This is a genomic window from Geobacillus stearothermophilus ATCC 12980, assembly GCF_030369615.1.
GTDB classification, from domain to species: Bacteria; Bacillota; Bacilli; order Bacillales; family Anoxybacillaceae; genus Geobacillus; species Geobacillus stearothermophilus.
This window is the reverse complement of record NZ_CP128494.1, coordinates 1,133,443-1,156,323: the sequence shown is the minus strand read 5'-3', so window position 1 is coordinate 1,156,323 and position 22,881 is coordinate 1,133,443. Positions and strand designations below refer to the sequence as shown.

At 52.9% G+C, this 22,881-nt stretch carries 25 protein-coding genes and 2 pseudogenes; 9 read left to right on the top strand and 18 right to left on the bottom strand.

Annotation, left to right across the window (positions count from 1 at the left end; genetic code table 11):
• Positions 1-11 precede the first annotated feature (11 nt).
• The 9 genes and pseudogenes from QSJ10_RS06180 to QSJ10_RS06140 form a co-directional block, all read right to left on the bottom strand.
• Positions 12-920, bottom strand: a complete 909-nt coding sequence (locus QSJ10_RS06180; protein WP_033015557.1) for an ABC transporter permease — start codon at positions 918-920, stop codon at positions 12-14.
• A gap of 21 nt (positions 921-941) precedes the next feature.
• A complete protein-coding gene (gene opp4B / locus QSJ10_RS06175; RefSeq protein ID WP_014195525.1) occupies positions 942-1,910 on the bottom strand; it encodes an oligopeptide ABC transporter permease in 969 nt (322 codons plus the stop codon).
• An 18-nt stretch (positions 1,911-1,928) separates the two neighbouring features.
• The gene (locus QSJ10_RS06170; RefSeq protein WP_053532455.1) at positions 1,929-2,855 is read right to left on the bottom strand and encodes an ABC transporter ATP-binding protein; all 927 of its coding nucleotides are present in this window, start codon (positions 2,853-2,855) and stop codon (positions 1,929-1,931) included.
• A complete protein-coding gene (locus tag QSJ10_RS06165; RefSeq protein ID WP_033015554.1) occupies positions 2,842-3,867 on the bottom strand; it encodes an ABC transporter ATP-binding protein in 1,026 nt (341 codons plus the stop codon). Before QSJ10_RS06165 ends, QSJ10_RS06170 begins: the two co-directional genes overlap by 14 nt.
• A 166-nt stretch (positions 3,868-4,033) precedes the next feature.
• Positions 4,034-4,204: pseudogene (locus QSJ10_RS06160) on the bottom strand (transposase); the annotation flags it as partial.
• 138 nt (positions 4,205-4,342) lie between these two features.
• The gene (gene glpK / locus QSJ10_RS06155; protein WP_033015553.1) at positions 4,343-5,833 is read right to left on the bottom strand and encodes a glycerol kinase GlpK; all 1,491 of its coding nucleotides are present in this window, start codon (positions 5,831-5,833) and stop codon (positions 4,343-4,345) included.
• A 49-nt stretch (positions 5,834-5,882) separates the two neighbouring features.
• Positions 5,883-6,701 (bottom strand): MIP/aquaporin family protein, encoded by an 819-nt coding sequence (locus QSJ10_RS06150; RefSeq protein ID WP_033015552.1) that lies wholly within the window; start codon positions 6,699-6,701, stop codon positions 5,883-5,885.
• Between the two features lie 182 nt (positions 6,702-6,883).
• A complete protein-coding gene (locus tag QSJ10_RS06145; protein ID WP_053532456.1) occupies positions 6,884-7,309 on the bottom strand; it encodes a sporulation protein in 426 nt (141 codons plus the stop codon).
• Positions 7,310-7,503: 194 nt separating this feature from the next.
• Complete coding sequence (locus QSJ10_RS06140) at positions 7,504-7,755, bottom strand: hypothetical protein (RefSeq protein WP_033015581.1); 252 nt, start codon at positions 7,753-7,755, stop codon at positions 7,504-7,506.
• A gap of 321 nt (positions 7,756-8,076) precedes the next feature.
• On the opposite strand from QSJ10_RS06140, the gene cspD reads away from it, so the two are divergent.
• Positions 8,077-8,277, top strand: a complete 201-nt coding sequence (cspD, locus tag QSJ10_RS06135) for a cold-shock protein CspD (RefSeq protein ID WP_033015550.1) — start codon at positions 8,077-8,079, stop codon at positions 8,275-8,277.
• A 130-nt stretch (positions 8,278-8,407) separates the two neighbouring features.
• Positions 8,408-8,677, top strand: a complete 270-nt coding sequence (locus tag QSJ10_RS06130; protein WP_033015548.1) for a DUF2564 family protein — start codon at positions 8,408-8,410, stop codon at positions 8,675-8,677.
• Between the two features lie 716 nt (positions 8,678-9,393).
• Here the strand turns inward: QSJ10_RS06130 and QSJ10_RS06125 are convergent.
• Together QSJ10_RS06125 and QSJ10_RS06120 are read right to left on the bottom strand one after the other, a co-directional pair.
• The gene (locus tag QSJ10_RS06125) at positions 9,394-9,609 is read right to left on the bottom strand and encodes a zinc-finger domain-containing protein (RefSeq protein ID WP_011230850.1); all 216 of its coding nucleotides are present in this window, start codon (positions 9,607-9,609) and stop codon (positions 9,394-9,396) included.
• A gap of 6 nt (positions 9,610-9,615) precedes the next feature.
• Positions 9,616-10,281 (bottom strand): ribonuclease H family protein, encoded by a 666-nt coding sequence (locus tag QSJ10_RS06120; RefSeq protein ID WP_033015152.1) that lies wholly within the window; start codon positions 10,279-10,281, stop codon positions 9,616-9,618.
• Between the two features lie 232 nt (positions 10,282-10,513).
• On the opposite strand from QSJ10_RS06120, the gene QSJ10_RS06115 reads away from it, so the two are divergent.
• Both QSJ10_RS06115 and sspL read left to right on the top strand, forming a co-directional pair.
• Positions 10,514-11,440 carry a DMT family transporter gene (locus QSJ10_RS06115; protein WP_033015154.1) on the top strand — a complete coding sequence of 309 codons (927 nt, stop codon included), beginning with the start codon at positions 10,514-10,516 and terminating at the stop codon, positions 11,438-11,440.
• 102 nt (positions 11,441-11,542) lie between these two features.
• Entirely contained in the window at positions 11,543-11,680 is a 138-nt protein-coding gene (gene sspL / locus QSJ10_RS06110) for a small, acid-soluble spore protein L (RefSeq protein ID WP_011230846.1), read from the top strand.
• A 37-nt stretch (positions 11,681-11,717) separates the two neighbouring features.
• On the opposite strand, the gene acnA is transcribed toward sspL, so the two are convergent.
• Positions 11,718-14,438 (bottom strand): aconitate hydratase AcnA, encoded by a 2,721-nt coding sequence (acnA, locus tag QSJ10_RS06105; RefSeq protein ID WP_049625437.1) that lies wholly within the window; start codon positions 14,436-14,438, stop codon positions 11,718-11,720.
• Between the two features lie 234 nt (positions 14,439-14,672).
• Between acnA and sspO the strand changes: the two genes are divergently transcribed.
• The gene (gene sspO, locus QSJ10_RS06100; protein ID WP_008879509.1) at positions 14,673-14,822 is read left to right on the top strand and encodes a small acid-soluble spore protein SspO; all 150 of its coding nucleotides are present in this window, start codon (positions 14,673-14,675) and stop codon (positions 14,820-14,822) included.
• A 70-nt stretch (positions 14,823-14,892) separates the two neighbouring features.
• On the opposite strand, the gene QSJ10_RS06095 is transcribed toward sspO, so the two are convergent.
• Positions 14,893-15,153, bottom strand: a complete 261-nt coding sequence (locus QSJ10_RS06095) for a hypothetical protein (RefSeq protein ID WP_011230844.1) — start codon at positions 15,151-15,153, stop codon at positions 14,893-14,895.
• Positions 15,154-15,278: 125 nt separating this feature from the next.
• On the opposite strand from QSJ10_RS06095, the gene QSJ10_RS06090 reads away from it, so the two are divergent.
• Positions 15,279-15,425, top strand: a complete 147-nt coding sequence (locus QSJ10_RS06090; RefSeq protein WP_011230843.1) for a small acid-soluble spore protein P — start codon at positions 15,279-15,281, stop codon at positions 15,423-15,425.
• A gap of 185 nt (positions 15,426-15,610) precedes the next feature.
• On the opposite strand, the pseudogene QSJ10_RS06085 reads toward QSJ10_RS06090, so the two are convergent.
• Together QSJ10_RS06085 and QSJ10_RS06080 are read right to left on the bottom strand one after the other, a co-directional pair.
• Positions 15,611-15,909: pseudogene (locus QSJ10_RS06085) on the bottom strand (PTS lactose/cellobiose transporter subunit IIA).
• Positions 15,893-16,543 carry a cell wall hydrolase gene (locus QSJ10_RS06080; RefSeq protein WP_053532613.1) on the bottom strand — a complete coding sequence of 217 codons (651 nt, stop codon included), beginning with the start codon at positions 16,541-16,543 and terminating at the stop codon, positions 15,893-15,895. Before QSJ10_RS06080 ends, QSJ10_RS06085 begins: the two are co-directional and overlap by 17 nt.
• Before the next feature lie 324 nt (positions 16,544-16,867).
• On the opposite strand from QSJ10_RS06080, the gene QSJ10_RS06075 reads away from it, so the two are divergent.
• Positions 16,868-17,302: a DUF2621 domain-containing protein gene (locus QSJ10_RS06075; protein WP_033015157.1), complete on the top strand. Its 435-nt coding sequence runs from the start codon at positions 16,868-16,870 to the stop codon at positions 17,300-17,302.
• A gap of 179 nt (positions 17,303-17,481) precedes the next feature.
• Here QSJ10_RS06075 and QSJ10_RS06070 read toward each other — a convergent pair whose 3' ends face one another.
• Positions 17,482-17,955, bottom strand: a complete 474-nt coding sequence (locus QSJ10_RS06070; protein ID WP_053532615.1) for a CcdC family protein — start codon at positions 17,953-17,955, stop codon at positions 17,482-17,484.
• A gap of 476 nt (positions 17,956-18,431) precedes the next feature.
• On the opposite strand from QSJ10_RS06070, the gene QSJ10_RS06065 reads away from it, so the two are divergent.
• Positions 18,432-19,568 carry an IS110-like element ISGka2 family transposase gene (locus tag QSJ10_RS06065; protein ID WP_064213609.1) on the top strand — a complete coding sequence of 379 codons (1,137 nt, stop codon included), beginning with the start codon at positions 18,432-18,434 and terminating at the stop codon, positions 19,566-19,568.
• A gap of 292 nt (positions 19,569-19,860) precedes the next feature.
• On the opposite strand, the gene QSJ10_RS06060 is transcribed toward QSJ10_RS06065, so the two are convergent.
• A complete protein-coding gene (locus QSJ10_RS06060) occupies positions 19,861-20,568 on the bottom strand; it encodes a cytochrome c biogenesis protein CcdA (RefSeq protein WP_033017306.1) in 708 nt (235 codons plus the stop codon).
• Positions 20,569-20,740: 172 nt separating this feature from the next.
• On the opposite strand from QSJ10_RS06060, the gene QSJ10_RS06055 reads away from it, so the two are divergent.
• The gene (locus tag QSJ10_RS06055; RefSeq protein WP_033017305.1) at positions 20,741-20,920 is read left to right on the top strand and encodes an aspartyl-phosphate phosphatase Spo0E family protein; all 180 of its coding nucleotides are present in this window, start codon (positions 20,741-20,743) and stop codon (positions 20,918-20,920) included.
• A gap of 53 nt (positions 20,921-20,973) precedes the next feature.
• Here QSJ10_RS06055 and QSJ10_RS06050 read toward each other — a convergent pair whose 3' ends face one another.
• On the bottom strand, positions 20,974-22,794 hold the full coding sequence (locus QSJ10_RS06050; RefSeq protein WP_287135373.1) for an ABC transporter ATP-binding protein: 1,821 nt from the start codon (positions 22,792-22,794) through the stop codon (positions 20,974-20,976).
• Between the last annotated feature and the right edge of the window lie 87 nt (positions 22,795-22,881).

The following is a 22,881-nucleotide window of genomic DNA, read 5'->3' as shown; positions in this document are numbered from 1 at the left end:
TTTCTTCCCCCTTATCCTAGTCGTTGTCTTGCATCAGCCGCACGTTTCAGCGCTTGGCCGATGAAATTTATGCACAGCATCATCACTAAAATAAGCAATGACGCAGGCAACCAAACCCACCATTTGTTTTGCAAAACATCCGGGTTGGTCGCATAGCTGACCAACGTCCCTAAGCTCGGCGTGCTCTCCGGCAGCCCGAAGCCAAGATACGTGAGCCCGGACTCGATGCCGATGTTGCCCGCCAAATTTAACGTCAAATTGACGATGATGATCGAGCTGAGGTTGGGCAAAATTTGAAAAATAATGATTTTCCAATCTGGCGTGCCGAGCGTTTTTGACGCGCTGACATAATCCATCTCGCGCTCGGCCAGCGTTTTGGCGCGGATCAGCCGGGCTTTGCCCGTCCACAAAAACGCGCTCATGATCAAAATGAACGTCAATACATTATATTTAGGCACAATGGCGACAAAAACAATAACGAGCATCAAAAACGGCAGAACGAGAATAAAATCGATGATGCGCATAATGACATTGTCAATCCAGCCGCCGAAATAGCCGGCCACCAATCCGACAATGAGGCCGATCGCCCCAGTGATGAGCGTAATGGCCAGCCCGATCGTAAACGAATTGCGGGCGCCGATGATGAGCTGGCCAAACACGTCGCGCCCTCCGTAGTCTGTGCCAAGCCAGTGTTCCGCTGACGGCGGAGAATAGATGGAAAGAAAATCCACTTTCACGATTTCCTCTTGATCCAAAAAGAGCGACACGCCATAGACGATCGACAAAAGGATTCCTAAAATGATGAGCGAACCAAGCGCGAGCCGATCCCGAACCACCTCCCGCCACATGATCGAAAAGGCGGAAGGGCTTTTCTCGATGTTCGCTCCGGCCGGCGTTGGGCCGCTGATTTCCGCTTTCATGTCAGCTGCCTTCCTCCTTCCCTACTCAATCCGGATGCGCGGGTCGACCGCACTCAAAATGATGTCCGACAACAGCGTGCCCACCAGCGTCGCCAGGCCGGAAATCATGACGAGCGCCGTCACGACGCTGTAATCCCGCTGCATAATCGACTGCAAAAACAGCTGGCCAAGCCCCGGATAGCTGTAGATCGACTCCAAAAACACGGAACCGCCGACAAGCCCGGTGATCTCATACCCTAAAAACGCCGCGATCGGCAAAAACGAATTGCGCAAAATATGGCGCCAATAGATGTGCCGCTCCGGCACGCCTTTCGCCCGCGCCGTTTTCACGAAATCTTTCACTTTCGTATCGACGATTTCGCTGCGCAAATATTGAATCGTAACGACCGTGTTGATGAGCGCTCCCGACAACGCCGGAAGCATGAGATGGTTCAATTTGCTTAAATAGTAAGCGAGCGTCCCTTCCTCGACCTGAACGTCCACGCTGCCGCCGGTTGGAAACCAGCCAAGGTGAAAGCCGAAAATAAACAGCATGATCAAAGCAAAAATGAACAGCGGCGTGGCAAACCCGAGATAGCTGTAGCCGACGATCAGCTTATCAGCCCATGTATCTGTCCATCGCCCCGACACGATGCCAAGCGGAATGGCAATCAGGTACGTCAAAATTAAAATCGCCGCCGACAGCAACACCGTATTCCCGATCCGTCCGGCCAGCAGATCAGTGACCGGCTGCTGGTGGGTATAGGAAAGGCCGAGATCCCCTTGCAGCATGTTTTTCACCCAACGGATGTATTGAATATGTACCGGATCATTCAAGCCAAGTTTTTCCCGCATTTCCTCAAGCGTCTGCGGATCCATTTTCGGGTTGGCCGCCAGCTGCCCCGTCAGCGCATCGCCCGGCATCGCCTTCGCCAGCAAGAAAATGAGGACGCTCAGCAAAAACAATTGCGGAATCATAATAAGGATTCGCCGTAAAATAAATTTCAGCATCTTCCCGTCTTCCCCTCTTTACGGAATGGCCACCGAGTGCGTCGGCGAAATCGGCTTGAGCGGGTGAACCCGGCCGTTTGCATCAAAATAGCGGGAATACGACTGCTCATATTCTTTTTCCACTTCGCGGCGAAGCGCCTCCTGCCGGCCGCGTTCGCGCGGATCGGCGTTCGGAATGGCGGAGAGCAGACGTTTCGTATAAATATGTTGAGGATTCGTAAAAATCTCCTCGCTCGTCCCTTCCTCCACGAGCCGGCCGCGGTACATAATGCCGATGCGGTCGCACATATGCCGAATGATCCCTAAATCATGGCTGATGAACAAATACGTCAGCCCGTACTCCTGCTGGATTTCTCTCATGAAATTCAACACTTGCGCCTGCACCGACACATCAAGCGCCGACACCGGCTCATCGGCGATGATGAGCTTCGGATTGAGCGTGAGCGCCCGCGCAATGCCGATGCGTTGGCGCTGTCCGCCGGAAAATTCATGCGGATATTTGTAAATCGACTCCGCGCTCAAGCCGACCCGCTCTAAAACGTATTGCACCTTCTGCCGCTCCTCTTGCGGGGACAGGCGTTCAAAATTGCGGAGCGGCTCGGCGACAATGTCGAGCACACGTTTGCGCGGATTGAGCGAAGAATACGGATCTTGGAAAATCATCTGGATGTCTTTCCGATACGGATGAAACTCGCGGCGGCGAAGCTTTGTCAAATCCGTCCCTTCAAACAGCACTTCCCCGGCCGTGGCGCGGATCAAACCGATAATCGTGCGCCCTGTCGTCGTCTTGCCGCAGCCGGACTCGCCGACGAGCCCGTACGTTTCCCCTTTGTTCAGCGTGAAACTGACATCGTCCACCGCGCGGACATGGTCGACCACCCGGCGAAAAAAACCGCCGCGCACCGGATAGTATACTTTCAAATGGTTGACGTTAAGAAGCGCCATAGCCGATTCCACCTACCGTTTGATCATCGGGAAAATAAAAATGTTGGTAACATGTGCAACGCACCCAGTGCCCCGGCTCCACTTCCCGCAACTTCGGATCCGATTCGTGCTTATCCGCCCCAATCCAGCTGATGCGCGGCTGGAAGCGGCAGCCGCGCCGCGGCAGTTTATGCAGCGGCGGAACGATCCCTTGGATGACGTGGAGTCGTTCCTTTTTCGTCTGCGCAGACGGGATCGACTGCAACAATGAGCGAGTGTATGGATGAAGCGGACGGTGAAAAATGGTATCGACGTCCGCTAACTCAACGATTTCCCCAGCATACATGACCGCCACACGGTCCGCCATTTCCGCCACCACCCCCAAATCATGCGTGATTAAAATAATGCTCGTTTTCATTTGCTGCTGCAACTCTTTGAGCAGCCCTATGATCTGCGCCTGAATCGTCACATCAAGCGCCGTTGTCGGTTCATCGGCGATGAGCAGGGCGGGTTCGCAGGCGATGGCGATCGCGATGACGACCCGCTGCCGCATCCCCCCGGACAACTCGTGCGGATAACGGTGGTACACCTTTTCCGGCTCCGGAATGCCGACTTTGCGAAGCAAGACGATCGTTCGCTTCTTTTTTTCGGCTGCTGACAGCCGCAGATGGTAATCCATGCTTTCTTCGATCTGCCGGCCGACCGTCATGAGCGGATTGAGCGCCGTTAACGGATCCTGAAAGATCATCCCGATTTCTTTGCCGCGGATGCGATTGAGTTCGGCAACGGAGAGCGACAGCAAATTTGTCCCTTTAAAGTGCAGGCGCCCCTCAATTTTTGTCTTTTCGGGCGGGTGGAGACCCATGATCGACAAAGCGAGTGCGCTTTTGCCGCAACCCGACTCCCCGACGAGAGCGACGACTTCGTTCTCTCCGATCGCCAGCGAAACATCGTCGACCGCCGCATAATAGTCATCACCGATGCGGAAAGAGACTCGCAGCTCCTCAATTTCCAATAACGTTTGCTTTGCCAATGTGTCCTTCTCCCTTTTGTTAGTATTACTAGATTTTAGGCTATATATAATATTTAGATAATATTCTATCATTTTTTTTTGTAAATTCAATTAGTATTCTATCATTTTTTTTCGTAAATTCAATATTTATAGAAAGGTTCATCACCAAAAGTTGTACTTGCACCTGTCATGAAAGTATGTTAGCTGTTTCTAGCCGAACCCGCCATGCAAAACGCCGGATATTTCTGTATCCGTATCCCCGACGTTTCATCAGCTTGATCTTGTTATTTGTTCCCTCCATTTTCCCATTTGAATAAGGGGATAAAATGCACGATATGATTTCGTCTGTTCGTTTCAACCACTATTTTTTGGACAATAAATAAGCAGATGCTCCACGAAAGGAACATCTGCCTAAGCAATGAACAAAAAAGTGGAAAAGGACACAGCTTGACCGCGGCCGCCCATTTACGATCGATTATTGCTTTGTTCCCTATAGTTATTTAAACGCCATCGCCGCCCGCACCGCTTTTTTCCAGCCATCGTAGAGCATCGTTCGCTTGTCGTCATCCATCTTCGGCTCAAACCGGCGCTCGAGTTGCCATTGGGCGGCGATGTCATCTCGGCTGTTCCAGTAGCCGACCGCCAGCCCGGCCAAATACGCCGCACCCAAGGCCGTCGTTTCATTCACAACCGGACGTTCGACCGGAACGGCAAGCAAATCGCTCTGGAATTGCATAAGGAAATTGTTTTTCACCGCCCCGCCGTCAACGCGCAACGTGGTCAGCGAGATGCCGGAATCGGCTTCCATGACGGCGAGCACATCTTTTGTCTGGTAAGCAAGCGATTCCAAGGTGGCCCGGATGAAATGCTCTTTCGTTGTGCCGCGCGTGAGGCCAAACACCGCCCCGCGCACCTCGCTGTCCCAATACGGCGTGCCAAGCCCGATGAACGCCGGTACGACATACACCCCGTCGGTCGACTCGACTTTTTCGGCATACGCTTCGCTGTCCGCCGCCGTTTTGATCATCCGCAAGCCGTCGCGCAGCCATTGAATGGCCGAACCGGCGACGAAGATGCTGCCTTCAAGGGCGTATTCGACCTTGCCGTCTATTCCCCAAGCGATCGTCGTGAGCAGCCCGTGTTTTGACGCGACCGCCTTTTCCCCGGTGTTCATGAGCATAAAGCAGCCGGTGCCGTACGTATTTTTCGCCATCCCTTCCGTAAAGCACGCCTGCCCGAACAAGGCCGCCTGCTGGTCGCCTGCGGCTCCCGCGATCGGCACCTCGACGCCAAAGAAGTGATAAGGGGCGGTTTTCGCGTACACTTCCGACGACGGCCGAACCTCAGGAAGCATCGCCTTCGGTACGCCTAGGATATCAAGCAGCTCGTCATCCCACTCGAGCGTATGAATGTTAAACATTAATGTGCGCGACGCGTTCGAGTAATCGGTTACATGGACGCGGCCGCCAGACAGCTTCCAAATGAGCCACGTATCGATCGTGCCGAAAAGCAATTCGCCGCGCTCCGCCCGTTCGCGCGCTCCGTCGACATGATCCAAAATCCATTTCACTTTTGTCCCGGAAAAATAGGCGTCAATAAGCAAGCCGGTTTTTTTGCGGAATAGCGGGTCATACCCTTTCGCTTTCAGTTCATCGCAAATGCCGGCCGTCTGCCGCGACTGCCAGACGATGGCGTTGTAAATCGGGTTGCCGGTGTCTTTCTCCCACACCACCGTCGTCTCCCGCTGGTTCGTAATCCCGATCCCTGCCACTTGTTCCGGCTTCACTTGCGCTTCGGACAAGACGCTGGCAATGACCGCAAGCACCGATCCCCAAATTTCATTGGCGTTGTGCTCAACCCAGCCGGGCTGCGGAAAATATTGCGTAAACTCTTTTTGCGCCATATGGACGATTTCGCCCTTTTGATTGAACAAAATCGCGCGCGAGCTCGTTGTGCCTTGGTCGATGGCTAACATGTATTGATTCATAACCTTCTTCCCCCTTCTCCTTGATGAGCTTGCAATCCCCATATGCCAGCTACAGAGAACGGCGGCTTGTGGCGCTCACTGTCTTTCCGTTTGTCATCTTCGCCGCCGCCAAAACGGCTGCCGTTGCCGCCAGCACTCCCCATAATGCGCCTGACGGTTTTCCCAAGAAAACAGCTTTATACACCAAACTGCCTAGCGCGCCGCCAAGCAGCGGTCCGACGATCGGCACCCATGCGTACGACCAGTTTGATGATCCTTTCCCTGGGATGGGCAGCAAAAAGTGGGCCAACCGAGGCCCAAAGTCGCGGGCCGGATTAATGGCGTATCCCGTAGTGCCGCCGAGCGACAGGCCGATCGCCACGATCAAAAAACCAACGACAAACGGATTAAGCCCATCGGCGAACTGGTTGGCGCCAATGGCCAAGATGGCCAACACCAACACAAACGTGCCGATGATCTCGCTAAGCAAGTTGGCAGCCGCATTCGGCACGGCCGGACCTGTCGCAAACACGCCAAGCTTGACGCCCGGGTCGTCCGTTTCTTTCCAATGCGGCCAATAGTGGAGGTAGACAATGACCGCTCCCATGACGGCTCCAAGCACTTGCGCCGTAATATAGCCCGGCACGTCTTTCCACGGAAAATCACCGGCGAGCGCCAACGCGACTGTCAGCGCTGGATTGAGATGGGCGCCGCTATACTGGCCGACAGCGTATGCGGCCACGGCCACCGCCAACCCCCACCCCATCGTAATAACAATCCAGCCGGAGTTGGCCGCGTATGATTTTTTCAAGTTGACCCCGGCGCATACACCCGCGCCGAAAATGATGAGCAGTGCCGTGCCGATGAGCTCCCCTAAAAATGGCGACATTTGTTCTCTTCCCCCTTTTCTTCATTTCGTGATTTCTTCTTCCATTTCCTGTTTGTCCAGCCCCTCCGGAGGGTGAACCGTTGGGCGAAAAAGCAAAAACCCACACACTTCCCGCCCATCAACGAGGAATATGTGTGGGTCTCCGCTTCTCCACCACAACGTATTAACTTGCTTTTAGCATATCATCTTTTGAAAACGCTGTCAAAATATTTTTTCGGCAAAATTTGCACGTAATCGAAGTCGAGCGTATCGACCGCGTCTTCGATATGAAGGCGGGTGATGAACCGGTACGACCGGCCGGGGCGCGATGGCGGAAAGGTTTCCGGAATCGTGTAGGAAAACGGGATTTCCTTTTTCTCGCTCGGCTTGATCGAAAACGCTCCGGCCGCCGGAATGACGGCGACAATGGCATCCAGTTCCTTGCTGTTTTCGATTGTTTTTTGCACGAGCTCCACATCGAGCCGCTCGATCCTTTGTTCCACCGTTCCGCCGTAAATGTGGACGATCCCTTGAATCATTTCCCCCTGGCGCCATAACGATTTATTTAAGATCAAGTCGACGTGCGCCGACCCGACTCCGACTCTTGACATCATTTTGCGCAATAACACCGTAGTCACCTCTTTGTCTCTCTTGTCATATCATCATACGAAAAAACGAAGCCGCTTGTTTCAACGCGAGCCAAAAAATAAACAGACGATGCTGGCGCGGCACGTCTGCCCCTGGGAGAAACAAGGACGAATGCGGCTTGTTTTGTTATCGCTTACATTCGAGATTACCGCATTCGCCTTCCGCTGTCAATTGGTTATTCGTACACATTTTCGTTTTCGATAATATAATCGATTCGAATGACCGGGACGTCCTGTTGCTCGACTTCCGCGACAATCAAGCCGACGCGGTCATTATAGATGCAAAACATATCCTGCCCTTTGCGAAACGCCGACTCTCCGTACGAAAGAACCATGTGGTAAATTTTATTGTCGCTGAAATAGCGGAGGCTGACCCGGTTGCCCAATCGAACGATCACTTCTTTTCCCGCGATTTTTCCGCGGTACATCCGCTTCTCCCCCTTTTCGTCGTTCCTATTCCAATGTATGGCCGTTGTTGCCCGCTCATGACTTTTTTCTCCCCAGCGGCCCGTTTTCCTTTTCAACGCATTGTTTTTCGGGCCGGCAAACAACTTTTTTCGGAAATTTCCTTTCTTTTGCTTGACGCGGCCACCCGCGGTAGTGTATAGTAAAGTCATCATATAACAGAATATATTTCAGGCATTCAACATGAAGACGCATCTTGGATGGCTGTGAAGTATATTTTGTTATTTGATAAAAATCTTGAGGTTAGCCGAACAGGCTAAAGGTATTAGGAGGAATTCAGCATTATGCAACGTGGTAAAGTAAAATGGTTTAACAACGAAAAAGGCTATGGTTTCATCGAAGTGGAAGGCGGTTCGGACGTATTCGTTCACTTCACGGCGATCCAAGGTGAAGGGTTCAAATCGTTGGAAGAAGGCCAAGAAGTTTCGTTTGAAATCGTACAAGGAAACCGCGGACCGCAAGCAGCGAACGTTGTCAAATTATAAGACTTCGTTGACATAGACGAGAGAACGGGAGCGGAAAGAAAGGCATCCTGCACCATCACAGGATGCCTTTTTCATTTGATTGGCATAAATTTCACCAAGCAGCAAACAATAAAGAAAAGGGGGTGTTCATATGGTCAGACGCGATGCCGACGTACATACGGGATACAACGATGTAAAGCAAGTGGAAATGTTCGTCGAAACGGCGGAGAAAATGGTCGGCCAGGCGACGATGCAGCTCGACCCCGAGATGCTTCGCCATGCCGAACAAGCGGTGAAAAACGCCCGCGACCAACTTGCGCGCGCCCGCCAAGAAGCAACGGGCGTCGACGGTGATTTTCTCGCCCGTTGCGAACAAACATTGGCCCGCGCCGAACACCAGCTTCGCGAGGCGCGGCAATAACAGCAAAACGATATATATAGATGCAACGAAATCGTTTAACATATCCTTGACGGAAAAGTGGCTCATCCATTTTTGACTGTCGAAGGCAAGCCTATGGCTTGCCTCCGTCACGCTTTAGCGTGACGGAAGACCGAACAACGACTCGCTTAAAGACCCATTCATGGGGCTGAAAGCGGTGTTTGTTCAGTCGTTCGACAGTCGATCCAATGCTCAGTAAAAGCTACAAATGTGAACTACCCACCACCTACGCTTCGCTTAGAGGTGGGGGCTTCAAGCGACTTGTGTGTGTTCGCTGAACGGTAAGCCACACACAAGAACCCTTTACGCTTCCCTTCGTTCCGAAGGTGTCCGTTCTAGCCATATTCTATCCTATTCGTTGGCTAACGCCAACCGAAATTCATCTCCCACTTTCACTGGTGCTGGCGCACCTTCACGTTTAGAAGTAGGAGACTTCTTTCGGAGGGAAGTTAAATTGCATCTATTAAGGCGGAGGACAAAAAGCGATTTCCTTTTGGAGTGAAAAGAAGAACTGCTTTTGAGGTTTCTCCATGTTAAAACGTATGTTCTGTCAATCACCGGCCTTCGCAGCGAATCCGCTTCCTCCGTTCAAACGCCAAAGCTTGCCTGGTCACAGCCGGCACCGCCCCAGGCCCGCGAAAGCGCAGATTGGGGCTCCTATCGCCCGCACCAACCGCCTCTTGAAAAAAATTCCTTCATTACCGACGCGAACGCGGCGGCGCTGATAGAAGCATCTCCCCGTACTGCCGCATTTGTTCCCCGACCGTGCATTGCTGGATGCAAAACGATTGGGCGTACGTTTTGCCGTACTCTTTCCGGAACGTGCTTTTTAAAAAGCAGCCATCGCAGTACGTTTCCTCCAGCCAAGCGATTTGGTCCAATATTTCTTTGCGTCGGTTCCGCTTCTTTCCCATACGACCTTACCCTTTCCCTGTCAATTCCGTTCGGCTTGTGATGATCTGCCCTTCAAGCGCCTGGCGGGCGAGCGAATCCGCCTCTTTATTTTGTTTGCGCGAAATCGGCTCGTACGCCGGTTCGATGTGAAGCTCGCGCATTTTCGCTTCAATGCGGTCAAGCCAGATGTTGAAATCATCCTCAAAACACGGCCAATCGCCGGACAGCTGCTTTAACACGACGTGGGAGTCGCCGCGGAACGTCACCGGCAAATGATGGACGCCAAGTTCCTCGAGCAGCTGCATGACAAACCAAAACGCCGCATACTCTGCCTCATTATTGGATTTGATTTCGCCGAGCCGGCGGTTGGCGCGCAACCGGTAGCGATGATCGTTTTGCTTATAGTATACGACTGCGCCGGCGCCGCCTTGGGACGTCTCATGGTCAAAGCCGCCGTCGAAATACACAACGATCTCATGCGGCTCGCCGGCGATCTCCTCAAGCAGCTTTTGCAGCTCTTTTTTTGACCACACCGTGCCGTTTCGATCGACGAACTCCACTGTTTTCGTTCGCCCGGTTTTTGCAAAATCATCCGCCAAAGCGAGCGCCTTTTTGGCATCGACCCAATCGGAGACAAGAAACGCCTCTTGTTTTTTCGGCGTGATATACGTCCAGTGGATTTGTACGTCCAACGCATTATCACCCTTCCGCGTGGCGATGATCGGAGCTGGTTTTTATTTTACCACACTTGCGCCCTTGTTCATTACCTAATATTATGCGCAATTTCTTCTTGTATCAACCATTTTGCCGCAGGCGCCCATCTTTTTTCCAAAATATCTATCTTTTTCGGCCTACTTGTGGTACACTAGCGGCTAGCACCCAAAATGAGATGAGGCGCAAGCATATGAAGAGGGAGGATTCGAATTGAAGCGTCAAACCATAGCCGATCTGAGTCTGCTCATGGTGACGTTCGTCTGGGGGGCGACGTTCGTCGTCGTCCAAAATGCCATTTCGTTTTTGGAGCCGTTGTCGTTTAACGCCGTTCGCTTCAGTTTGGCCGGCTTGTTGCTTCTCGCTTGGATGGCTACCGCTTCCCGCCCACTCTTCGGCCAGTTGTCATGGCGAGTCATCGGCGCTGGAGCGTGGATGGGGCTATGGCTGTTTTGCGGCTACGCATTCCAAACGATCGGACTGTTGTATACCACTTCCTCGAAAGCTGGCTTTATTACCGGACTGAGCGTTGTGCTCGTTCCATTGTTTTCCTTTTTGATTTTAAAGCAAAAACCGTCTGTGAATGCGGTCGTTGGAGCGGCACTTGCCGCGTTCGGCCTATATTGGCTGACAGGGGGAGCGGAGCTGTCGTTCAATCAGGGCGATTTCTTTGTCTTTCTTTGTGCTGTTTCCTTTGCCATGCACATTATCGTCACCGGCCGCTATTCCTCTCAGCATTCGACGATGCTGTTGACCATGGTGCAAATTTTTGCCGTCGGCATCCTCTGTTTCTTCTTTGCCTTTTGGTTTGAAGACGCCGCGCAAATGTGGAATATGGCGGTGCTCCGCCGCCCGGAAGTATGGGGGGCGCTCGCTGTGACATCGTTGTTGGCGACGACCGCGGCGTTTCTCATCCAAACGGCGGTGCAAAAATATACGACTCCCGCCCATGTCGCGCTGATTTTCGCCATGGAGCCGGTGTTCGCCGCTTTGACCGCCTACCTTTGGGCTGGAGAGCGGCTGTCGCCATCGGCCTGGCTTGGCGGCGCTGCGATTTTGGCCGGCATGATTTTCGCCGAACTGCCAAGCATGCGCCTCTGGGGCAGACGGTGGCGGGAAAAGCGGAACATCCCATCGTAGCCGCAACGATTGCTCTTAGCGAAAAACAGTGAAGCTTTCCTCCTTTGATTATATTTTGACCAAGGGCGGCCATACTATCCGTAAAGAGCGGAGGTGAGAGCAATGACCAAAAACGGCGGCCGAAACCGCGGCACGAAGGCGCCGGGCGTCAACCCGCAAGGCTTTGGCCAAGACGGAACGTTCACCCCGGATCCAAAAAGCAAGCTTGAGAACGCAGCGAAAAAGCTCAACACAAAATAAAAGCAGGCTTCCCGATATGGGAGCCTGCTTTTTGTCGTTATTGTTTCACTTTCGCCAATTTTTCGCGCAACACCATTTGCAAAATGCCGCCGTGGCGATAGTAGTCGATTTCGACTTCGCTGTCAAAGCGGACGATGACCTCAAATTCTTTCTTCTCACCCGTATCCGGGTTCGTTGCCGTCACTTTGACGAGATCGCGCGGTTTGACGTTTTCATCGATGTGAATGTCGAACACTTCTTTACCCGTCAAGCCGAGCGTCTCCGCATTTTCGCCTTCTTTAAATTGCAGCGGCAGGACGCCCATCAAAACGAGGTTCGAGCGGTGGATGCGCTCAAAGCTTTCGGCGATGACCGTTTTAATGCCGAGCAAGAACGTCCCTTTCGCCGCCCAGTCGCGCGAGCTGCCCATGCCGTAGTCTTTGCCGGCGATGACGACAAGCCCAGTGCCGTCTTGTTTGTATCTCATGCACGCATCGTACATCGACATCACTTCGCCGGTCGGCCAGTACGTCGTATAGCCGCCTTCCGTGCCCGGCGCGATTTGGTTGCGGATGCGGATGTTCGCAAACGTGCCGCGCATCATCACTTCATGGTTGCCGCGCCGCGAACCGTACGAGTTGAAATCTTTCGGCTCGACGCCTTTTGAAATCAAATATTGACCTGCCGGCGTGTTTTTGCCGATCGACCCAGCTGGCGAGATGTGGTCGGTCGTGACCGAGTCGCCGAACTTGCCGACGACGCGCAAGCCGGTGAGCGGTTCAACTTTGCGCACATCCGGCGACAAGCCTTCAAAGAACGGCGGATTTTGAATGTACGTCGAGTTTTCATCCCATTGATAGAGCGGTTCGTCCGTCGTTTCGATCGCATTCCAACGCGGGTTTCCGTCGAACACGCGCTCATATTCTTTGCGGAACAGTTCCGGATCGACCGCCTGTTTGACGACGTCTTTCACTTCTTCCATCGACGGCCAAATGTCGCGGAAATAGACGTCGTTTCCGTCTTTGTCTTTGCCAATCGGCTCGTTAAGCAAGTCAATGTCGACCGTGCCGGCGAGCGCATAGGCGACAACAAGCGGCGGCGATGCCAAATAGTTGCCTTTGACAAGCGGGTGGATGCGGCCTTCAAAGTTCCGGTTGCCGGACAAGACGCTTGTGACAAGCAAGTCGCTTTCCGCAAGCGCTTTTTCAAGCTCCGGCGCAAGCGGACCTGAGTTGCCGATGCATGTCGTGCAGCCGTAGCCGACGATGTTGAAGCCGAGCTGCTCAAGATACGGAAGCAAGCCCGAATCGCGCAAATAGCCGGTGACGACTTTCGAGCCCGGCGCAAGCGACGTTTTCACGTATTTCGGCACTTGCAAGCCTTTCTCGACCGCTTTTTTCGCCACTAAGCCGGCGGCGACGAGAACGTACGGGTTGGATGTATTGGTACAGCTCGTGATCGCCGCGATGACGACCGCACCCGTTTTCAATTTCACTTGTTCGCCGTTTAACTCGACCGTAATTTCCCGCTCCAAATCCGCTTCCGTCAAACCAAAGCCTTGGTTGCCTTGCGGCGCTTTCACCGCATCGCGGAACGACTGTTTCATTTTCGAGAGCGGAATCAAGTCTTGCGGCCGTTTCGGGCCAGACAAATTCGTTTCAATTTCCGACAAGTTGATTTCCACAACATCCGTAAACACCGGCTCCGGTGCATCCGGCGTGTAGAACAGACCGTTCGCTTTGCAATACGCTTCGACGACTTGAACGTGATGTTCGTCGCGGCCGGTCAAACGCAAGTAGTCAAGCGCTTCGGCGTCAACCGGGAAGAAGCCGCACGTCGCCCCGTATTCCGGCGCCATGTTGGCGATCGTCGCCCGGTCGGCAAGCGGCAAAGTCGCCACTCCTGGTCCGAAAAATTCAACGAATTTGCCGACGACGCCTTTTTTCCGCAGCACTTGCGTCACCTTAAGCGCCAGGTCAGTCGCCGTCGCTCCGTCCGGCAGCTTGCCTGTCAAACGGACGCCGATGACTTCCGGAACCGGGAAATACGACGGCTGGCCGAGCATGCCGGCTTCCGCTTCAATACCGCCGACTCCCCAACCGAGGACGCCGAGGCCGTTGATCATCGTCGTATGCGAGTCCGTGCCGACAAGCGTATCCGGGAACGCCTCGTACTCGCCGTTCTCCCCTTCGACCGCGTGAACGACGCTTGCCAAATATTCCAAGTTTACTTGGTGGACGATCCCCGTTGCCGGCGGAACGGCACGATAGTTGTTAAACGCTTTTTGCGCCCATTTCAAAAACTTGTACCGTTCGGCGTTCCGTTTGAATTCCAAATCCATGTTGTACTCCAGCGCATCGTCTGACCCGTAGCGGTCGACTTGCACCGAGTGGTCGATGACGAGATCGACCGGAATTTCCGGGTTGATTTCGTACGGGTCGCCGCCTAGATCCGCCATCGCTTTGCGCATCGAAGCCAAATCAACGACAGCCGGCACGCCCGTGAAGTCTTGCAAAATGACGCGCGACGGCTTAAACGGCACGTCGATGTCCTTCATCTCGGGCGTTCCCCATTTCGCCAAGTTTTCGACGTGCTCTTTCGTAATGACGCGCCCGTCGACTTGGCGGAGCACCGATTCAAGCAACACTTTGATCGAGTACGGCAGGCGGCTCACCTGGCCGATTCCCGCTTTTTCAAGCGCTTGCAAATGGTAATAATTGTATTTTTTACCGTTGACTTCGAATGAAGAACGGGCGTTGAACACATCTTGTTTCGCCATATGTATAACCCCCTTCACTTCACAATAATACTATACTATTTTTTCGCACAAAAGTCGAAAAAATAGCATGAATTCTCCCAATCCCCATAAAGTTCGGCACGACTTTATCTTATTATAGAACAGCACAAGTTGTAAATAATGATTTCCAGTGTCTCACGGGCTGGCTTCCTTAACGGCGGCAAAAGAGGAATAAGGCGCCCGTTTCGTCGCAAACTAGAAGCGGAGGTGAAACGAATGGCAAAGCGAAAAGCAAACCACGTGATCCCTGGCATGAACGCCGCCAAAGCGCAAGGAATGGGGGCCGGCTACAACGAAGAGTTTTCCAATGAACCACTGACAGAAGCACAGCGCCAAAACAACAAAAAACGAAAAAAGAACCAATAGCGTGGCGGCCATTCCTCCATCCCGGACTGCCATAGCATGAAAAAAGGGAATGTCCGCCGCCGGCATTCCCTTACTCGTTTTCATTGACTTCGTCAACGATCGCCTGCAAATCGCTGCGGAATTTTTCGAGCTGCACGCGCTGCGTTTCCGAGGCAACTTCGAGCGCGTTTTCAATTTGGGCGAACGCCTCGTTTACTTCTTGCCGAAGATGGGCCAGCTGGTGGCCGTAGTCGGCTTGATCACGCACCAAGTGATCGTGCCATTCTTTCGCTTCCATCGTCGCCTTTTGCGCTGCTTGAAACGCCTCTTGCTTCGTTTTATGGTAAACCATGGCTCGTCCCTCCTTCGCAGTCATCGCGGTCGTTCACTACTTATCGTTTCAAACCGGGCGCAAATTATGCGCCGAATAAGCGAAAGCACAACGCCGCATGCTAACGGATAAAGGAGGGACAACAAATGACGAACAAAAACGACGGCAAAGATATGCGCAAAAACGCCCCAAAAGGCGACAATCCTGGGCAGCCGGAGCCGCTTGACGGTTCGAAAAAAGTGAAGAACCGCAATCACACGCGGCAAAAACATAACACAAGCCATGATATGTAAACCGCTCGGCTGAAGGGCGGCGTGCCCCCCGTTCCGTTTGCCAAGAAGGAGCGGGGAGCACCGCCTCGTTCAACCGGCAGCAAACGTTGGAGCAACTGTTTTGATGCCGTTTTGTTTACATAATTAAATTATGGTTACATCATTGGTTGCCAAAACTCGTCCGAGTGAAACGGGCGGGTTGGCCTTTACGATTGAATGTGTTCATACAAATCGACGAATTCAGCCGCCAACTCTTTGACGGCAATCGCTGTCATCAAATGGTCTTGGGAGCGCACCATCAGCAGCGTCACAGCCGTAGACTGCCTTCCGGCTGTCGCAACGACGTTTGCAGCTCGTGAGCGGCTTGCCGTTCTGCCCCAGCCTGCTCCAACAGCCGGCGCGCTTCGGATAGTTTCCCCTGCTTGGCGGCGGCGATTGCCTTATGGAGCCATACGTCCAAAAAGAAACAGAGCCTGTCCCGGCTCTGTTCACTTCGCAAAGACATGGTGCCCGATGCGAATCGTCACCGGACGCGATAACATCCACTTGTCTTTTGTGATTTTCGGATTGTAGAAATAAAGCGAGCCACGGCGGTCGTTTGGGAATAAGGCCAGCGCCTTGTCGACCGCCTCGTAATCTTGCTTGGTCGGCTGAATGCGGGTCAATTTCCCCGTTTTCACCGGCACAAACGCATAGCCGGATTTCGTTTTTTGATAAATGACGCCGCGCACCGTCTTTGGAAACTCTGGGTGCGTTGTACGGTTTAAAACGACAAGCGCCACTTCCACCTTGCCGGCAAACGGCTCGAGCGAGCCGGTCTCCGCCTGCACGAGCTGAGCAAGCAGCTTTCGGTCGGCGGCGGTGAGCGAAATCGCCTTTTTGCCGGCTGATGCCAAGGCGGGACGCTTCGCAGCCGCCGGGACTTTCAATTTCGCGCCAATGCGGATCGTATCCGTTTTTAAACTGTTCAGCGATTTTAGTGAAGCCACCGTTGTATGATATTGTTTGGCGATTTTCGACAGCGTATCGCCTTTTTTCACTTGGTAGTATGTATAGGAGCCCGCCGCTTCCGCCAGCACCGATTGTGAACCAAGCGCCAGACTGCAAGTTATGGCCAGCGCTGCAATTGTTTTCTTCATTTCCATCATCCACCTTGCCTCCATCGTTCTTCCTGTTTCTCTTTTCTTACTAGATTAACAGGCAAAACTAGGCGCGTCACTGTCTTTCATTTCCAGACGAGCGGGTAGCCTATTTCAAAACCGTTGACGCTCTAGGACGGGGCAGGCATCTTTACAGTTGCGTTACAGTTGCGTTACGGACCGTAACAGAATGCTGGACGCGCTCTCAATGCTTGCCAAGCCTTGCGCTTTTCGACATAATAATAGACGAAACTTGTCCTCTGCCGCCCTGCTTGTTGCGGACAGCAGAAGACAAACTCTCGATCAGTAGTTGGGGTGGTCATCGTGCTGACCGGATGGTTTCTTTGGTTTATTTTGGTTTGGGTTGTCTTTTTGCTTGTCATGATGTCGATCGGCGGCTTTTTTATGTTCCGCAAATTTTTGAAACGACTGCCGAAAGAAGATGGAAAATCGGAACTCGACTGGCAGGAGTATTATATTGAGCAGACGCGCCATTTATGGGGGGATGAAGAAAAGGCGCTGCTTGAGGAGCTTGTCCGCCCTGTGCCCGAACTGTTTCGCGACGTGGCCCGGCAAAAAATCGCCGGCAAAATCGGCGAGCTTGCCTTGAAGGAGCAGGCGCCGCGCATCACACGCGATTTGCTCATTCGCGGCTACATCATCGCAACCCCCAAGCGCGATCATAAATTTTTGATCCGGACGTTGCAAGCGAAAAACATCGATCTCGCCCCATATCAACATTTGTTGGAAAGCCGCTGACGCTCATCCGAACCGACAGATGAGACGGCGGCTTTTTCACCATTTCGCCTCGCGGCTCGCTGCGGCCGCTGCGCGGCAAACAAGAGGCGGATCTCAACGAAAACGCAACGTTTGACGCCTCGCGGCCGTTTTATGCACTTGGCGCAAGAAAAGGCGTCTACATTCTCTCGGACGCCTTTTCACGTAAGAATCGGCGGTCTCAGCTGCGCTGCCAGTTTTCTATACGAAACATACATCGCAATCCGCCATGGGACGATCATTGAAAACGCGAGCAAATAAAACATGCCGCTTAACTGGCGATAGTCGATCGTTCGACCTAAATACGTTTTCAAGCCAAGACGAATGACAATCAACCCGAGCAAAATCCAAATAAAAGATTTTGAGCGTTTCAAATAAATATCGTTGCCACGGATTTCAAATTTCGACGTTTTAATGAGAAACAGCGAGAAGAACAGGCCGAGAATGACCGCCTCAATGAGCTCCCCGCGTGTGACGCGAAAGACTGGATCGATGAACATGAGCGCCCCAGTGCTCATAAACAGCGGCGGCAAAATAATTTTTTTGGCATTCGTCGGCTTTTCTGACGCCTTCATGCGCACAAAAAAGATGAAAAACGCCATTACAACGGCGATGAGCGATGTAATGAACGCCAAAGCCATCACCTTCTTCCGGCAAAATTCATGGACAACGCTATCATTATAACAAAAAACGCGGCATTTGTGGTGTACGACTGTTTCGCCTTGCGGTTTTTGAACTTGGGAAATCCAGCGCGGCCAGAAAAGATCCATGGGCAATGGTTTGCCCTCCGCTCGGGCATGAAAATCACCACTCACCAACGTGGGATTTTCACGGAAAAGATCCATGGGCAGCACGCTTTGCCCTCCACCCAGGGATGAAAATCCCCCTTTTCTTCCCATAATGAAGAATAGGCGCAAACAGTTTAACAGGACGTTATGCTTAATGGTGGCTTAGACCCTGTACGGAAAAGTGTTTGAATCCACTGGGTGCACCACCCATTGTCCGCCCTTTCCTGTGATAGAGGAAAGGTGACGACGAACGGAAAACTGCCGCATGTCTCCCGTGGATTCACTGTTTGCGCACTCGATCATCGAAAAGGAGGATTTTCATCATGGATGTCATCTATCCTCGCTGCGCAGGATTGGATGTTCATGCCGAAACCATCGTCGCCTGCGCGCTATGGGAAGAAGATGGACACATTCAAAAGGACATTCAAACCTTCTCCACGTTCTCGAAGGGACTTGGCGACCTGCTTGAGTGGCTCGAAGAACATGGCGTCACCCATGTCGCCATGGAATCCACCGGCGTGTATTGGAAACCGGTCTTCGCCTTCCTCGAGGGCTATGTCGACTTGACACTGGCCAATCCGCAGCGGATCAAAAATGTCCCGGGAAGAAAAACCGATGTCTCGGACGCCGAGTGGATCGCCAAGCTGCTCCGCCATGGACTCGTTGAAAAAAGTTTCGTCCCCCCAGCGGATATTCGCGAATTGCGGGATTTTACCCGCCTCCGCAAAAAGTGGGTCGGACAGCTGACTTCGGAGAAAAACCGGATTCAAAAAGTGCTCGAGTCTTCCAATGTCAAACTCGGCTCGGTCCTCTCCGATCTCTTCGGCGTTTCCGGAAAAGACATCCTCGCCCGGCTGCTGGAGAAGGGATACGTGGACAAGGACGAGTTGGATGAATGCCTGCGCGGAAGGCTCAAAAAGAAAAAGCAAGCGGTGTACGATTCGCTGCTCGGCACCTTGACCGAACACGAGCTCCGTCTCCTTCGCCTCTTGTGGAAACACGTTGAGGAATTGGAGCGGCTCATCGAAGAAGTCGACCAACACATCGACCGCCTGCTCGAGCCGTATCGCGAGGAAGTGAACCTGCTGATGACCATGCCCGGAGTGAAAAAACAAACCGCCGCCGTCATCATCGCCGAGATGGGAACCGACATGAGCGTCTTTGAAACGCCGGAACGGGCGGCTTCATGGACTGGATTGTCCCCCGGCAACCATGAAAGCGCCGGAAAGCGAAAGAGCACGCGCACGACAAAAGGCAATCCCCATCTCCGATCAGCGTTATGCGAGGCGGCATGGTCAGCAGCTCGATCCAAGACGCATCCCTTGTCCCGAAAGTTTTGGTCGTTGGCGGCCCGGTGCGGGAAGAAAAAAGCCCTCATCGCCATTGCTCGGCGGATGTTGGTGATCATCTTTTGCATGATCTCCCGCAAAGAGCCGTTCCGCCAACCACAACTTATTTAGTCTAGCCAAAAGGCAGACAGGTTATACGAGATGCCTAAAATCGGGCACCTCTGCTTTCCTATTGCCTTTTTTGGCCATTTTCAGTATACCCTCACGGATCAGGAGCGTATACCGCACTCACCAAGTGGTGGGGATTTTCACGGAAAAGAGACAATTTTAGGCTATACCTAACCAAAATTCATCTCCCACTTTCACTTCGTTTAGAAGTGGGAGACTTCTTTCGGAAAGATGTTAAAATGGACGCCATTTTTTCATCATCCTCTCTTCAACGATATTCCTCGAACAACAGCCGCTAAAAACCAGTAAACCCGCCAAACAAGCTCGTCGTATAAGCGATCAGCTTCGTCATCCAGTCAAAGTACAAAACGACGCCCATCGCCACCATGACATACCCGCCCACTTTCATGATAGGGGCGCTATGGCGGCGGATCCATTGCAGTTTGCCGATAAAAAACGAGAGAATGAAAAACGGAACGGCAAAGCCGAGCGTATACGCGAGCATATACATCATCCCCGAGCCCGGGTTCGCGGCAGCCAAAGCGATGACCGCCACCAAAATCGGCCCCATGCACGGCGTCCAGCCGGCGGCGAACGCCATGCCGATCAGCGCCGAGCCGAAATAGCCGGACGGCCGCTCACGAAACGAAATGCGCCGGTCTTTCAGCAAAAACGCCGGCTTCCACAGCCCGGCGACAACAAGGCCGAGGGCGACGATCACGACCGCGCCGATTTGCCGGATCACATCTTGATAATCGGCAAACAGCCGGCCGAGAAACGATGTCCCGAAGCCGAGGGAGATAAAAATGAGCGAGAATCCTAGCAAGAAGCAAAGCGTATGCCATAAACTGCGGCGATTGAGCATGGCGTTTTCTTCTTTCAGCTCGCTGACCGACACGCCGGTAATATAAGACAAAAACGCCGGATAAAGCGGCAGGCAGCACGGGGAAATAAACGACAAAAACCCGGCGCCGAACGCTAAAAAGAGATTGAGATCATTCACTGTTGGATCAGCCCCTGCTCTGTTTTTTACTTTTATTTTAGCAAAAATCCTCCTCCCCGTAACGTTTTTCCCGCTGTTTCTTGGTCAATTTTTCTATTTTCCATTTTTGCATTCATTGGTAAAATAATATAAAATACAGTACACGATACTTCATGAAAAGGACGGTTTATTCGTGCCAAAATGCAATCTGTTGACCTTAATCGAACAAAAGCGGATGGAACTTGTCGACACTGTAGCCAAAACGGGTTTAAACTCTGAAGCCGCAATGAAAGTAAGCAAAGAACTCGACACGCTGCTCAACGCCTATCAGCGCGAACAAGTACGACAACGAAAACAAAGCGCCTCCCGCTAAACGGGAAACGGCGCTTTTTCTTTCCGGCACGCCCCCGCCGCCTGCGCAAGCGGTCATCTCATCTCATGGCGGGCGAACAGTCCGTTCTTTGGATGTTGCGCTTGGACATCGACGAGGCCGTTTTGCAGCAAGTACATTTGGTAGTAAAGCCCTTTTTGCGCCAGCAGTTGCTGATGCGTACCGCGCTCGATGATTTCGCCGCAGTGGAGGACGAAAATTTGATCAGCGTCTTGAATCGTTGATAGACGGTGGGCGATGGCGATCGTCGTCCGCCCTTTCCGCATGCGCATGAGCGCATCTTGAATCGCTTCCTCTGTTTCGGTGTCAATATGGGCGGTCGCCTCATCGAGCACCAAAATTTTCGGATCAGCAGCGATCGTGCGAGCAAAGGAAAGAAGCTGGCGCTGACCGCTTGATAACGTCGCCCCGCGCTCGGCGAGCACATGGTCGTAACGATCGGGCAATTGCTCAATAAACGCATCGGCCTGCACGAGCCGAGCGGCCTCCTGAATGGCTTCGTCGTCCAGTTCCTGATTATACATGCGAATGTTCTCTTTGACCGTCCCGTAAAACAAAAACGGATCTTGCAAGACAAGGCCGAGGCGGCGGCGCAGCTCGGCGCGCGAGTAATCGCGGATCGACCGGCCGTCAAGCAAAATATCGCCGCGGTCAAACTCATAAAAGCGCATGAGCAAGTTGATGATCGAACTTTTGCCGCTGCCGGTATGGCCGACAAACGCGACCGTCTGACCTGGACGGATGACAAACGACAGCCGTTTCAGCACATCTCGTTTGCCGTCGTAGGAAAAGCTGACATCCCGAAATTCGATTTCCCCGCGCTCGATCACATGCGGCGACCGATTTGGATTGGCCGGCGCCTCTTCTTGATGATCAAGAAGGGCAAACACGCGAGAGGCGGAAACGATCGCCTGCTGGTAAAGAGACAGGCGCGCCATCATTTGCGTCACCGGTTCGAAAAAGCGCTCCAAATAGTTGACAAACGCATACAGCACGCCGATCTCAACTGGGCCATCAAGCGCCGTGATGCCAAAAAAGCTGAGCACGACCATGATCGACAACATATACACCACATCGATCGCCGGTCGAAGCAGCAGTCCATCAAGGTGGATGTTTTTCATCCCCGCCTTGTAATGCGCTTCATTGACGGCGGCAAACTCTTGATATAAACGGCGCTGCTGGCGGAACGCTTGAATGACGGCCATTCCTTGCAGCGATTCGTTCAATTTGGCGTTCAGTTCGCTCAGCCGTTCGCGCATCTCTTGATAAAACACTGAGCTGTAGCGGCGGTATGTGTGCATGATGAACGCGATCGCCGGGAGGATGAACAGGCAAAACAACGCAAGCTTAGCATCAAGCGAAAACATAGCGACAAACACGCCGATGACAAACAAGCCGTTTTGCACAAAGGCCGCTAGGACGCTGATGAACATGTCCTTGATCGCTTCTGTATCGTTCGTCACCCGCGAAACGATGCTTCCGCCCGGCGTCCGGTCAAAATAGCTCATCCCGAGCCGGTGCACTTTCGCAAACACATCCATCCGCAGCGCTTGAATGACGTACAAAGCGAGCCGCTGAAACTCGACAAGCTGGAAGTAGGAAATGATCGTTTTCAAGACGAGCACGCCGAGATAGGCGGCGGCCAGCGCCGCCACCGGTCCAAAAGCGAGGCGGCCCGGCACCAAATAGTCATCAATGAACACTTTCACCAAATACGGGCCGGAAAGCTCCCCGGCCGTTGCCAACAGAAGAAGCGCAAACGCAAGCGCCGTTTCTTTTTTGTATCTTCCCATATAAGCGAGCAGCCGCCATAAGACGCGCCGCTGCTCTTTTGTTGTCAACCATCGGTCGTTCATCCACTTCCCCCTATCTTACAAACAACTTGTATTTTCAGGCTTTTCGCTCCGCTCGTTTTTGGCGAGAGCTCGAACGTTCAGACCTGT

Coding starts and splice junctions, on each gene's coding strand:
- QSJ10_RS06180 (WP_033015557.1), bottom strand. CDS start 920: ATGAAAGCGGAAATCAGCGGCCCAACGCCGGCCGGAGCGAACATCGAG.
- opp4B (WP_014195525.1), bottom strand. CDS start 1,910: ATGCTGAAATTTATTTTACGGCGAATCCTTATTATGATTCCGCAATTG.
- QSJ10_RS06170 (WP_053532455.1), bottom strand. CDS start 2,855: ATGGCGCTTCTTAACGTCAACCATTTGAAAGTATACTATCCGGTGCGC.
- glpK (WP_033015553.1), bottom strand. CDS start 5,833: ATGAATCAATACATGTTAGCCATCGACCAAGGCACAACGAGCTCGCGC.
- QSJ10_RS06150 (WP_033015552.1), bottom strand. CDS start 6,701: ATGTCGCCATTTTTAGGGGAGCTCATCGGCACGGCACTGCTCATCATT.
- QSJ10_RS06140 (WP_033015581.1), bottom strand. CDS start 7,755: ATGTACCGCGGAAAAATCGCGGGAAAAGAAGTGATCGTTCGATTGGGC.
- cspD (WP_033015550.1), top strand. CDS start 8,077: ATGCAACGTGGTAAAGTAAAATGGTTTAACAACGAAAAAGGCTATGGT.
- QSJ10_RS06130 (WP_033015548.1), top strand. CDS start 8,408: ATGGTCAGACGCGATGCCGACGTACATACGGGATACAACGATGTAAAG.
- QSJ10_RS06125 (WP_011230850.1), bottom strand. CDS start 9,609: ATGGGAAAGAAGCGGAACCGACGCAAAGAAATATTGGACCAAATCGCT.
- sspL (WP_011230846.1), top strand. CDS start 11,543: ATGACCAAAAACGGCGGCCGAAACCGCGGCACGAAGGCGCCGGGCGTC.
- acnA (WP_049625437.1), bottom strand. CDS start 14,438: ATGGCGAAACAAGATGTGTTCAACGCCCGTTCTTCATTCGAAGTCAAC.
- sspO (WP_008879509.1), top strand. CDS start 14,673: ATGGCAAAGCGAAAAGCAAACCACGTGATCCCTGGCATGAACGCCGCC.
- QSJ10_RS06095 (WP_011230844.1), bottom strand. CDS start 15,153: ATGGTTTACCATAAAACGAAGCAAGAGGCGTTTCAAGCAGCGCAAAAG.
- QSJ10_RS06090 (WP_011230843.1), top strand. CDS start 15,279: ATGACGAACAAAAACGACGGCAAAGATATGCGCAAAAACGCCCCAAAA.
- QSJ10_RS06080 (WP_053532613.1), bottom strand. CDS start 16,543: ATGAAGAAAACAATTGCAGCGCTGGCCATAACTTGCAGTCTGGCGCTT.
- QSJ10_RS06065 (WP_064213609.1), top strand. CDS start 18,432: ATGGATGTCATCTATCCTCGCTGCGCAGGATTGGATGTTCATGCCGAA.
- QSJ10_RS06050 (WP_287135373.1), bottom strand. CDS start 22,794: ATGAACGACCGATGGTTGACAACAAAAGAGCAGCGGCGCGTCTTATGG.